Genomic DNA, 12758 nt, shown 5'->3' with positions numbered 1-12758 from the left:
GAAACCATTATGACGAATACCGCTCAACAGCAATCTCATCAGGTCGTACTTATTACTGGGGCAAACTCGGGAATGGGGCTAGAAACGGCACTCCTGTTTGCACAAAAAAATTATCGTGTTTATGGCTCTGTTCGCAGTATTGCTAAAGGCCTTGAGCTTGAAAAAGTATTTGCTGAAAAAGGCTTATCGATGACGCCTGTCGTGTGTGATGTAACGCTAACACAAGATGTCAACGATGCAATCCGGATGGTGGTGAGCGATGCAGGTCGACTCGATATTCTAGTGAACAACGCAGGTTATGGATTAGTGGCCAGCGTAGAAGAGGGAACGGATGAAGAGTTTATGCATCAGTTCGATGTTAATGTGTTTGGTGTCCTTCGCACTTGTCGCGCTGTGATCCCATTCATGCGCGAACAGAACTCAGGGATGATCATCAACGTCAGCTCATTTTTAGGAAAGATGGGGCTTCCGCTACTTACCCACTACAACTCTAGTAAATATGCGGTAGAGGGGATCACAGACTCGCTGCGCTATGAACTCTCGCCTTATGGAATCAAGGTTCATACGGTTGCGCCAGGCTTGTTCCAAACCGGGTTTGTGAAGAATGGCCTAAAAGCGAATCCGTCGACGACCAGTCCAGACTCCCCATATGCTGAGCAAGCGAACATCTTATTGCCACAGGTTGTTGAGAAGATAAACCAAGGCCCATCACCTGTTGAAGTGGCAAAAGCGGTATTGGCCGTTGCTGAAGGTGATACTCAACAGGCTCGTGTGCCAGCTGGTCATGATTCTGTTTATTTCGACAAGCTGAGTCGTGAGCTGACTCAAGAAGAGTTTGAACTCAATGTTAAAAAGGCGCTATCGCTAGCATAAAGCCATAAAAGAAAAGCCCCTGCATCTTTCGATGCAGGGGCTTACTTGTATTAGCTCTGCGTTGGCTTATTCAATGTTCTGAATTTGCTCGTAGAATAGCATTGATAATGCCCTTTAAATCAATGCTTTCAATCAATTATGGTGAGTAACCAATATTTGTTACTCACCGATATACTCACCAAAAAAATTTTGGTTAACTTACTGATGTTGCATCCACAGCAGCAGATCGGAGAGTAACCAAGACTTGGTTGTACCAACTTGTTTGGCTACCGGAACTTGGCCTTTTCGGCTTAGCCTCCACCATGTGGTGTTGCTGACCGAGGTGATCTGTTTGCGCTCAGCTTCTCTTACCAAGCGCTCTGACTCACCGTATGTGCTCAAGATCTCTGCCCTTTGTTTAAGAGTAGGTTCAGTATAATTCATTTTACTTCTCCTCCTCTACTCGGTAGGACATCAACCAGGCATCGAGATCATCACGCTTGAAGTACAGTTTGCGATTTGGTTTGTAGTGCGGGATCTGCTTAGCATGGGTCAGCTTGTATATGTACTTAACTGATAGACCTGTGTATTGGGCGGTCTCTTCAGCACTAAGAAACTGCTTTTGCGATGTGATCAAGGTGCGGAGTTCTTCTGTTGCGGTCTTGATATCTGCCAGAAGCGCTTTAGCTTCCGCTCGTTCCTTTTGGGAAATGGGAAAGTGGGAAATCATGCCTCACCTCCTTGTTGAAAGCGGCTGAAATCAATGTTGATGTTTAAGTCTTTAGCGATTTGGTTGGGAAGTAGTTTGAAGTGCCTTTCTGCCTTCCCTGAAATGCTACTTTTAAATGTGCCTCGTGACGGTTCGTTAGTCTGAAGCCAGCCTTGCTTTTTTAATATCATGGCGGCTTGAATAACTTGATGATCAAATTCGAGTTTTAGGCCAGTTTTAAAAGCATCACGGCGGACATGCCAACTCAATTCATGACTATTCAATTTCCACCATCCGACATTAGTCTCCGCACCTTGTGGTTTGATTGAATACTGGCTCTTGGGAAGAAATTTGCGCAGTTGCTCGCGAATATGCCGCTCCTCGTAATCAAATTCTTCGCTGTAGTTGGCTAGCCATGCTTCAAACACTTTCCCTATCTCAAATTGGGCTGAACCTTTTTCCCAAGGCAGGGCTCCCAGGTCGATAGCAAGCTCACCAACAGCAGCTAGAAATGAAAATCTATCAGCAGCAAATGCAACTTGATTACTAGGGTTGATTTGCAGGTTATTAATCCAAGTTTGGGAAATTTCTTTGATTTGAGCGGTAATGGTTTGTTCTAGGTCTGGCATCGCTGAAATCTGATGCAGGAACGGTTGCAAAGCCGTGCCAAATTGTTGTTTCGTAACTTTGGCAATACGTTCGGCAAATTCTTTTGGTGACGCTGAACCATGTAGGTTTTCAAACACACCAAAAGTCTGAAAAAGAGGGATCTGAAAAAAACGCATCAACTGGCCAGCTTGTGGTTTTTTGTTTGCTTCTGCGAGCTTTTGTTCAAGGCTAACCTCACCTGTTGATAGCCCGATCAAACTCCAGTAATCCTGAGGTCTCGAACCACCGTCCTTATTACCTCTGAGTTTAGATACGCCATTACCTATTTGGTAGATGACTTTGGAAACATCTTCAGGTTCTGCTTGGTGAAGCTCATCGAGTAAAACCAGCATGCAGTTTCTATCCTTAGCGCGGCCTGCGAGGCCGTTTGCTGTGCTGCTCCACGTGTCTCGATATTGGTAATCAGAATAAACAGATGCCGATAATCGTATTAATGTTGTTTTGCCATTTTTTGATGAACCTAAAAAATGGATTATAAACGAGTCCCAGTCGAGTTTATCGAGTAAGGGTGCTGCAAATGCCGCACACAAAGTGAAAATCATCAAAGCATTATCCTGACAGAGAGTGGCAACGTTGTCTTGCCACTCTAAAAAGGTGCCATTGGATTTTAATTGATCAGGTGAATCACCGTTGTACATCACCTCTTGCTCACCGAACCCTGCGACCCAATTAGGTGCAACAAATTGACCAAAGTACCAACCGGTCTTTTCAACAGTTACTACTGTTTTCTCGGGGTTTTCACTCATCAGGTAGTCGAGAATAAAGTGCCAGTACTTTGCTTTGTGATGAATGAATAAGCCAGTGTCGGCTAATGATTGAAGCATATTTTTTCCGCTATCAGCCAGAATATCTCTCATTTTGAAAACGCGCTCGTGAGCATTTTCCGAGCGAGATGTCCATTGTAAAAGCACTCCGAAATCCTTCATAAAGGTTGGATCATAGGTGAACGCTTTAACATAAGTTGGACCAGCGATTAGTATTGGAGTCTTATCTTTTTGTTCCAAGACTAAGCCAATTTTTTGGGCTGTAACTGTTTGGCTCATAAGTCTGTCCTTAGTTGAAAGGCCGCGGCACTATAGTTTTCAGCTGATTTCAGTTCATTTCGTCGACGATTATTATGGTATCTGTGCTAGCTGAATAATGAGCACTCTGGAACTGTCCAAATCGGGCTATTTGGCGGTGAAATTGAGTGCGTGATAGGGTGGTGTTGACGAAAAGGCTATTGCAGCATCATAAAGTGATACGCTTTCACATGTGAAAGCGTATAAAAGAGGAGTTGAATTCATATACGAATTTAATGAAAATACCAGTTCTTGATACGCGATTGGTTTTTGATTTAATTGATGTCACACATGGTTCTTTTTGAACTGTTTTGCCCGCATGTCTCCTATGTTACTGCCTAGACCAACCTGAAAAAGTACTAACTTTTCAAAATTTTCTCTGAGCGAGAACACGATATCTAATTGACGAACTTTGTCTTTTTGCCATCTAAGCGTAGACTTTTTTAGGTTGGGAGTTACCGCTCTAGAGTGCTTGGTGCCTGACTGAGTCTCGGAAATCATCATTCAAACAATAAATATTCAGTTGGTAGGGTAAGATTTTGAATTACAAAATATCTTTAAGGTTTTGGTTATGACGATGCCAGATTCTACATTGGTCTATGATGTTAGTTCTCATCCTGTGGTGGCTCATGGCTTTTCCTTTAGCAATCAGCAGCTAGAGCAAATTTTAGCTGGTCCAGTAAAAGATATCTTATGTGATATATCAGGCAAGCAAGAACTTAATGAACTTCTAGCTGGTTTAGTGACTACTGACTTCGAGCAGATTGAATTAGCTGAAGTGCTTGCTGAAGAGTATGAGTTTGAAGATTGGCTGGTTGGGGAGGCTATTGCAGAAGCATTTGTCGCAAAGCGTGGTAGATGTGAATATCCTTGGCCGACATCACGAGACCTCAAGAACTCCAATGCAAGCCCCGCAGGCTGTGACCTGACTGGGCTTCAACTACTTGATGATCAAGAATTACCTTATAGATTTAGTTTTGGAGAGGTAAAAACATCCTATGATCAAAATTCTCCCCCTAGCGTCATGACGAGCCTTGGTAATCAGCTATTTGGTCTACGTGATGATAAGGGTGTTAAGAATGATTTGGTTAAGTATCTTGGCCTACATGCTAGCGGCAAACCTTGGCAATTCAAATTTCAAAGTGCAGCTAAGCGGTATGTTCAGTCACAAGGTACTGATATTGCTGTATATGGCGTACTAGTGCGTGATACTGAGCCTCGTGAAGCTGATATTCGGGGTAGAGCTCGCGCCCTATCAGTGGACTGTCCCCCAGAGACAGACATTGAGTTGCATGCAATTCATATCCCTACTGGTGAAATTACAAACTTGCCAGCGCGTGCACAATCAGCAATGAATGATGAGGGGGAAGCATGACCTTATCATTTGAGCAACTGCAATCAGTCGACAATCACTGGGCTGTGCAGGCAATTGATTCTGCGACTCGCGATAGCGCTTTTGATGCAGCAAAAGACGGCTTAGTACATAGTGCGCTAGGTAGTTTGTTTACGGGGGCGCATATCGAAGTTGATTATGCCTCTATAGAACAAGTTGCTTCGGCTTACGAGCTGGCAGCCATTGAAGGTATTTCAACATTATTGAGCCCTTCATCTACTGAGCAACAAACAAAAAATCTAGCTATTGCAGGTGCGAATAAAGCCTTTGGGTTGATGCGAGCACTGCCAATACCAGATGATGCCGATCAGCGAATTTTCCATGTACTGCACATGGCAGGGTTAGCCTACGCTGGTGACCGTTGGACAGATTTAAGACGCTGGTTTGAAGAGCATGAACAAGAGCTTCAGATTCCTTCTGTTGCGGATGCTGTCTGGAATAAGCGTATCGTTTCCCGTTTATTTGATGCCTGGGTGCGCTTGCTCCGTAAACGGTCTTGGGACGATTTAGATCAAATCACGGAAATCATTGTCGGTCTTCGTCACGATCAAGCTAGCCATGAAAGAGCCTTCTTAGATCAGGCTCAAGGTGCAGCCAGACAAAGTGAAGCTATTCGTTTGGTCTCTTTGTATCACTGGGCGAAAGCGACAGAGCGCCTTGCAACCTATATGCTTCAAGGTGAGCCTTTAGCAATCGAATCAGAGCTTGATCAGCACTTTGAAGCAGCTCTTAAGGCTGCTCAATTATCTTGCGATACAAAGCTAGAAATGTTGTTGCGTTGGTTGCATGTCTCCAGCCGAAAAATGGTTGAAGGTTCGGTGTGGTGGGTTGCCCATAGCGTTAATTCCAGAGTGACTCGGTTTGTTGACCATGTAACCCGCCACAAGAGTATGTTTGAGTTGTTACCGCCGCAGAGAGCTGCGCTACAAGAGCAAAACCTGCTTGATCCAGCGAGTCGTGCAGTCGTAATCGACATGCCTACATCTGGCGGTAAAACGCAATTAGCGCAATTTAGAATGCTGCAAGCACTCAACCAGTTTGCTGATGATGGTGGTTGGATTGCATATGTTGCACCAACCAGAGCACTCGTTTCGCAGATCACTAGAAGGTTGCGTTCTGACTTTGGGCCACTCGGCATCAAGGTCGAGCAACTTACAGGTGCAATTGAAGTTGATGCGTTTGAAGATGCCCTTTTAGGCGAGCAAGAAGCTTTCCAAGTGTTAGTTGCAACGCCTGAGAAGTTGCAGCTTGTTATGCGTAACAAGAAGGTTCAGCGCCCATTAGCATTATTGGTAATGGACGAAGCGCACAACATAGAAGATAACGAGCGCGGTCTGCGTATTGAGCTACTGCTGGCGACAATTAAGCAGGAAGCTTCGAGAGCCAACTTCCTATTGCTGATGCCATTTGTTCCAAATGCAAATGAATTAGCACAGTGGCTTGGTTCAGGCAGAGGTAAGAGCATCAGCCTTAGTACATCTGCTTGGCAGCCAAATGAGAGGATTGTTGGCCTATTCGATGCTGAGCGAGCAGAAGGTCGTGGCAACTGGAAGCTGACCTTTGAAACGCTAACAACCACTCAACGAACGATTCATCTTCGTGGCAAGCACGATGTGGATGGCATTCGACCGATTAGTTCATTGAGCATGAGTAAAGTCGGTATAAATAGCCTAGCTGGTGCTATGGCTAAAGTATTTTCTAAACGGGGCACTAGCATTGCTGTAGCGCAAAATATCCCATCAGCATGGAGTGTTGCCAGACTAATTGCTGAGGAGTTGGAACCTCTAGATAGAATTCCAGAAGAGATTGCTTTGGTACAGCGCTTCTTGAGAACAGAGATCAGCTCAGATTTTGAGCTTATAGGAATGCTGGAAAAAGGTGTAGTAGTGCATCATGCTGGCCTGCCAGCCGAAGCTCTGGCTCTTATTGAATGGCTTACGGAAGAAGGTCATATTAAGGTTATGTGCGCTACAACAACGATTGCCCAGGGTTTAAACTTCCCTGTTTCATCTGTTTTTCTTGCGAGCCCTAAATACCCCTATGGAGTTCCAATGTCGTCTCGTGAGTTTTGGAATTTAGCAGGACGAGCAGGGCGGATTGGCCATGATAGTGTGGGTGTAGTTGGGATTGCGGCTGGAAAAAATCCTAATGAAATTAGGAAATTTGTTCGGGATGCGACTGGTGAGCTTCTATCACGTTTGGTAAGTATGCTCGAAGAGATAGATGAAGCAGGGGGGCTGCATGATCTTTCAGCTGTCATTCACCAAGAACAGTGGGCTGATTTCCGTAGCTATATCGCACATCTATGGAATGAGAAGCGGAACCTTGACGAGGTCATCGCTGAGGCCGAGCAACTTCTGCGAAACACCTATGGATTTAGTTCATTACGAGCTAAATCAGATACACAGTCTCAGCAACGGGCAGACGCTTTGCTCGAAGCGACAAGGGGTTATGTTAGAAAGATTGCAGAGCATCCTGAGAACGCAGCGTTGGCGGATTCAACCGGCTTTTCACCGGAAGGTGTGCGCACTGCATTGCTTGAACTTAAGAACCTTGAGAACAAGCTGACCATAGAGGACTGGCAACCAAGTAGCCTCTTTGGGAGCGAAACAGGGCGTTCAGCCTTACCTGACTTGATGGGCGTGATGATGCGTGTGCCGCAGCTTCAGAAGCTTACCGATATTAAGGGAGACGGTATCGGGCATCAACGACTAGCTGATATTACTCAGGCGTGGGTGGATGGGTCTTCCCTTGAAGACATTGCTAATCGGTTCTTTGATAATGGTGATCTTACGAAAAACTTGTCTGATGCTTGCAAAGCGGTATACCGAGACTTGGCGAATAATGGTGCTTGGGGCTTGTCTGCTCTAAGTAAGATGCCAACAGCTGGTATTGATTTTGACAGCCTGTCAGAGGAAGAGTTACGAACCTTGAATAATCTTCCTGCGATGCTTTATCACGGTGTCAGATCTGAAGAAGGTGTTCTGATGCGGATGAACTCTGTTCCCCGCAGCATTGCTGAAAGATTGGGTGCAGACTTTAAAGAGCAGCATCGAGACACTGATACTGCGTCAGCACCATCTCTTGCTACTGGCTATGTCAGTGGATTGAGCTCTGAAGATTGGTCGCGGCTTCGTCCTGAAGGGGCTTCAATGTCTGGAGATGACTATCGTAAAGTCTGGAAGCAGTTGTCTGGAATATAGCTCACCTGAAAACATTTCTTAGAAGCTACTTCAACGTTGTTTTTATTGCGGCCACCTTGGGTGGCCGTTTTTGATCCCTTTATCTTGTGCATTAAGGGGTAATGCAGGCCTATTTATTGATGATGACTCTTAACTTCACGCCGCTTGTTTCATCTATGTAGGCCGCTGTAGCGCCCAGTATTGATAGCTGATCATCTGACATCTTTATTTTTGATATTGCAGGCTGAACAATGGCTATGCCTAATTTAAATGAAGCATATCTAGCAACTTTTGCAAAGTGAATAAGATCTTCATATCGGCCCTTATCGATCCTAGATGGCTTGCTCTGTTTAAGCCTAGCACGTTCTCTGTCCATCAAACGCAAAATTAGCTTCTCTTTATCAGCGAACCACTTGACGCTTTTTTCAGCTTGTCCAGCAACTTGATACACGTCATCAACTCTTGCTCCAGGAGTCGCAATACCATCTTTCTTAGAGCAATACTTGCAATGGAAAAGGTCAATGGTAAGTTCTTTATCGTCTATATTTTTAATTGCCACGATATCAGCAACTTCACCAGCGCCATCATCGTCAAACACCAAATCATAATCATCTTGTATCTGTCGAATCGTGTGGTATTGAATTGAATTTTCGAGTTTATCCGGAGTTTGAGATTCAACCGAAATATCCACGCCAGACCAGTCCCAGTCTTCCGTGTTGTTACGCTCATAAAGATATGCATACTCTTCATTTGGGTAATATCTGAATCCTCCATCAACAACAGAAGTATCTGCCATAAATATGGTGGGTGGATTCTCGTTAAAATATTCAGATAACCGAAGTGTTTGTTCTCCAAACTTAATATCTAGATTGTCGTGTGAGTTGAAAATTGCTTCGCCTTTTGTCGCTATAGTCGCAGTAATCTGACTATCGCCATGCTCGGTTCGCAAAGCGATGTTTAGGCTGTTAGCGTTACCATCTTGCACCTCTGCAACTAACAGCTCACAGTTAATTAAGTTGCATTCCCAATTGGCAGAAGCGACTGTTACCTTTGTTTCATTTTTACGAAGCAACGGCACGGGCCACTCAATAGAAAGGGGGGGGATATTTGGATAAGCTTCAAGCTCTTCGGTCTGCATAGCTGTTTTCATTACTTCGTTGGTGTCGATCGAGTCATCTAGGATCTTGGAACCGACTCCTTTGCACCATGCAATCCACTTATCCAGTGAATCGCTGTCCATCGCCCAGATCTTGCCTTTATAGGAACAACCAATACTTACGAGCTCACCTTTTTCATACCCTTTTCCAAAGATATTTGATTTCGTCGCTCTATTGGCTTCGATATCGGGGATCTGTTCGTTGATCTCAGTGCCAGTGTGCATCGAGTAACGTAGACCTTTCTTGTTTTTGTTTAAACCGACATTTTGAAGCTTCAAGCGTTTCAATCCAGCAAGGCTTCTAAAAACATGCTCTCCTTGAATTTGCGAAGCATCTTTCGCTACCAACTTTACAAGTCTTTTGACCAAGCCGTCTTTTGCTGACGAGTGAATAAATAACAGATCGGTGTTCTTATCGTAATAAGCAATGTACAAGTCCCATGATTCATCAAAGAGTTCTCTGGAACTTGTCCAGCCGACGGGGAGGTAAGACTTAACAGAGAATGCCAAGGTGTTTTGTTCGTCGTTTATAACGGAATCTACAATCTGAAACTGCTTTTGGGAGAACTTCTGAAATTTATCTGGAGTCCAGGTGGCAAACTGCATTCTATAAACAGTCGTGCTGATACTCGGAGTTAAACCAAGATCAAGTAGCTTGCTTTGGCTTGAAAACTCAGACCTAAATGCTTGGTAGTCTTTTTCATCGCTTATCTTTCTTGAGCTAATATCACTTATAACATTGTTCCAGTCGGAGTTTTCTTTATATAGCTCTTCCAAGCTTTCGTTCACATTTGGGTTGGCAATGTTAGCAATGAACTTAGCATCCCCAACATTTTTAGTGGTTCGAGTAAAGCGGCCAGTAAACTGAAGCATTATGTTGATGCTTTTATGAGGATCATGAATCGCAGATATTTTCAACTGCGGTAAGTCAAAACCTTCACCTAGCATGTCTACACATACAATTATTTTGTGCTTTCGATTTTTTATTGCTTGTAGAACTTTAGCTTTCTTTTTGACTTTGCTGTTTATTAAAACGGGATTTAGGTCTTTTTCCTTGGCATACAGCTCAAATACTTGCGTAGCTCTTTTTATGGTGCTGGCTCTAGCCATTACAATATGGTCAAGCCCGTCTTTCAAATCAGCTCTGAGCAATTCAATAGCCTTGTCTGCAATAGCCTTGTCCGAAAGTTCATCAACAAATTCTCTGACAGGATGAAAGTGTATTGGTTTGAAATATCCTTCATCTTGCGCTTTCTTTAATGGATAGTTGAATATAATTCTACCTTCAACTCTGGAGCCGTCATTTCTAAAGGGGGTCGCGGTAAATTGAAAAACTGATTTGCTCTTAAATCTTGCTTTTACTCTTGCCCAGGTTGCAGCGGTTATATGGTGTGCTTCATCTACCACAAGGTGAGAACAGGCAGCAGTTAGTTTATCTAAAAAGCCATTCGTAAACTTTGATAGTGCGGATGCAGAGGCGACGATAACATTAGACTTTAATAATTCCTGTAAATCGCCTTTATCATTCACACCATGTTTTATTGTCGCAACTATAGGGTTGGCCACTTGGTCATTTACTACCCCTAGTTGTCTTAAAAGACCAAGCTGAACAAATTTTTCTTTTGTTTGTTCCCGTAATGGATCTGAAGGCACAACTACTAGAGTTTTTTTGAAATGACCAGCTACAACGATGGATAGAATTGTCTCCGTCTTTCCGGTTCCTGTTGGCATCACTAGAGTAGCAGCACTAGTATCGTCCGATCTTTCGAAACCAAGAGCAGCAAAAACCCCACCTATCTGAGGTGGCCTCAACCCTTCAACGTCGTTAGCGGTATTTTCTTCCCTAAATAGGAAGTTTGAATTACACCAGGATTCGTGTATCTCCTCATGAGAAAGGCGCACATTATCTAATGGCAACCAAGTCAATGTGCTAGAGCCGATTTTTTGTTCGATTTCTTGTGCCACCTAAGCCTCTCTGTCAAAAGATATGTTTTGGTTAATTTACCATCAGTCAAGGGGTTGCGCCATTTATACAGAAGGGGAAGGAGAGGTCTATCTGCTTTTGGAGCAGGTTTTAACTGTTGTTCGTTTTTGAACTATCATTAACCGAAAAACAACCGTGTAGTCGCATTTTGATTTGCTTGCTGTTAGAGGGGGAGGCTTTAAATCGAAAAGATGCCGCAAGGCTGCTTGTGGATTCATAGATGGACAGCATTCGTTGGGACTTTCACATGTGAAAGTCAGAAGTGCTATCGAAAACTTGCAGACAAAGCCCCACATAAGTTTGGATAATACCAGTTAATGTTCCATCCGCTTCAGCTTTGATTTCCAAGGTCCCACATAGCTCTAGAAACAAAATCTAGCAGCCCCAGAGCGTTACTACTATTTTTGGTGAAAGTAATCACCGAGGCCCCACATTAGATAGTTTATTGGAAAGTGACTGGTTAGGTTCCGGTAAGGAGGTTCTATCAATGTGCAGCATTATTATTGGGGCATTGAAACTAAAAGTCTCTCAAACTGTCCAGAATGGGCATTTCCAGAGTGCAACCGAAATAGAAAGTCTCGGTAGACTGTAGCTCGTAGCAGTCATACAGAAGGAGGCTTATTATGCAAGACTACATTGAGCAGGATAGATTGGCGTTTAATTGGCATCAGTTAGCCCATTACCGTGATGAATTTAATGAGTCAGAGTATTTTGAGAAGGCTCTGAGCCAGTCGGAAATGCTCCTCGACGAAATTATTAAGATTACACGCCAAGAGCCATTTCGACTCGAATTTATGGCTAGTTGTTTCGCTAGTAATTTTTGGCGTTTTAACCGACATTATCGCTCACCTGACATTTCGGAAGTACCTGGACGGTTTGGCTGCCGTGTGAGGGTTAAAGATAATAAGTTTGAGGCCTCATGGTATCTCAATGTTTTTCTTGATGAAGAAGACATGAAGCGCAGAAAAAACAAACACCAAAAAGTTAGGTCAGTACATATTCCGAAGGGGCCTGGTAGTCGCTATCGCCCAAGCAGTTTTTCTAAAGCTCAAGATTGGGAAAAGGTGAAAATCAATTATGCAGAGGATGCTTTCCAGCTTCTCCGAGAAATCCGACATGAGATGGATAACATCAGAAAAAAAGTTGAAATGTGTCAGCGTCGTTTTATCAAGCTGCGAGCTCATTTTGAGTTGATGGAGGAACCCAAATGAGTTTAGAAGAGCCATTAGTCGGTATTTTTGATAAAGATATTCAAGTTGATTTAAATAGCCTAACGATCAATATCCATGATTCTGTATTGTTATCTACGTACATTTCGAAAATGAAAGATGAGTTAATCGTACAGCGACGTGATTTAAAACGCTCAGCTTTCGCTCTGGAAGAGTCATTCAACAATTACAGGGATAAATTAAAGAAAGAGCACACCGGACAGGAACCTTTTCGGTTTGTGTTTACAGTATACATCGAGGATAACCTACCTAACTTCCAATGGTTTAAAGTTATAGTTTTCAACAGAGATAAACCAGCAAAATTAGAAATGTTAACAGGTAACATTCTAAAGCAAAAAAGGATGAGTAACGTCGCTAACTGGGAACGGCAAATGTATTACCACATATGCCTACAAATAGAGGAAATGAAAGTGCGTGCAGACTTTATTTCAGAATTTGAGAAGAAGCTATTACAGCTTGTAGGTCCTGTAGATAAAATTGAAATGTTTGTTCGAAACAAAGTTAATTAAATCATAATCTTGGT

Annotated in this window: 9 protein-coding genes; 5 read left to right on the top strand and 4 right to left on the bottom strand. The window is 43.4% G+C overall.

Going from position 1 to position 12758, the window contains the following annotated elements; translation table 11 throughout:
- Positions 1-9: 9 nt before the first annotated feature.
- Positions 10-873: an SDR family oxidoreductase gene (locus L1D55_RS06385; protein WP_239916899.1), complete on the top strand. Its 864-nt coding sequence runs from the start codon at positions 10-12 to the stop codon at positions 871-873.
- A gap of 198 nt (positions 874-1071) precedes the next feature.
- On the opposite strand, the gene L1D55_RS06380 is transcribed toward L1D55_RS06385, so the two are convergent.
- Genes L1D55_RS06380 through L1D55_RS06370 form a run of 3 tightly spaced genes read right to left on the bottom strand, consistent with a single transcriptional unit; the run spans position 1072 to position 3273 of the window.
- A complete protein-coding gene (locus L1D55_RS06380; protein ID WP_115385669.1) occupies positions 1072-1296 on the bottom strand; it encodes a hypothetical protein in 225 nt (74 codons plus the stop codon).
- Between the two features lies 1 nt (position 1297).
- On the bottom strand, positions 1298-1582 hold the full coding sequence (locus tag L1D55_RS06375) for a helix-turn-helix domain-containing protein (RefSeq protein ID WP_115385670.1): 285 nt from the start codon (positions 1580-1582) through the stop codon (positions 1298-1300).
- On the bottom strand, positions 1579-3273 hold the full coding sequence (locus tag L1D55_RS06370) for a DUF927 domain-containing protein (protein ID WP_239916898.1): 1695 nt from the start codon (positions 3271-3273) through the stop codon (positions 1579-1581). The genes L1D55_RS06375 and L1D55_RS06370 overlap by 4 nt, the downstream gene beginning before the upstream one ends.
- A gap of 589 nt (positions 3274-3862) precedes the next feature.
- Here L1D55_RS06370 and L1D55_RS06365 point away from each other — a divergent pair.
- Together L1D55_RS06365 and L1D55_RS06360 are read left to right on the top strand one after the other, a co-directional pair.
- Positions 3863-4666 carry a hypothetical protein gene (locus L1D55_RS06365; protein ID WP_239916897.1) on the top strand — a complete coding sequence of 268 codons (804 nt, stop codon included), beginning with the start codon at positions 3863-3865 and terminating at the stop codon, positions 4664-4666.
- The gene (locus L1D55_RS06360) at positions 4663-7887 is read left to right on the top strand and encodes a DEAD/DEAH box helicase (protein ID WP_239916896.1); all 3225 of its coding nucleotides are present in this window, start codon (positions 4663-4665) and stop codon (positions 7885-7887) included. The genes L1D55_RS06365 and L1D55_RS06360 overlap by 4 nt, the downstream gene beginning before the upstream one ends.
- Before the next feature lie 109 nt (positions 7888-7996).
- Here the strand turns inward: L1D55_RS06360 and L1D55_RS06355 are convergent, their stop codons facing one another.
- Positions 7997-10987, bottom strand: coding sequence for a DEAD/DEAH box helicase family protein (locus L1D55_RS06355; protein ID WP_239916895.1), 2991 nt, complete (start codon positions 10985-10987; stop codon positions 7997-7999).
- 642 nt (positions 10988-11629) lie between these two features.
- Between L1D55_RS06355 and mobI the strand changes: the two genes are divergently transcribed.
- Both mobI and L1D55_RS06345 read left to right on the top strand, forming a co-directional pair.
- Entirely contained in the window at positions 11630-12217 is a 588-nt protein-coding gene (gene mobI, locus L1D55_RS06350) for a conjugative transfer protein MobI(A/C) (RefSeq protein ID WP_170887606.1), read from the top strand.
- Complete coding sequence (locus L1D55_RS06345; protein ID WP_239916894.1) at positions 12214-12744, top strand: hypothetical protein; 531 nt, start codon at positions 12214-12216, stop codon at positions 12742-12744. Before mobI ends, L1D55_RS06345 begins: the two co-directional genes overlap by 4 nt.
- Positions 12745-12758: the final 14 nt, after the last annotated feature.

The organism is Vibrio sp. Isolate22, assembly GCF_022398115.1.
Classification (GTDB): Bacteria; Pseudomonadota; Gammaproteobacteria; order Enterobacterales; family Vibrionaceae; genus Vibrio.
Note: the sequence above shows the minus strand (reverse complement) of the source record. Positions and strands in the feature narration are given on the sequence as shown.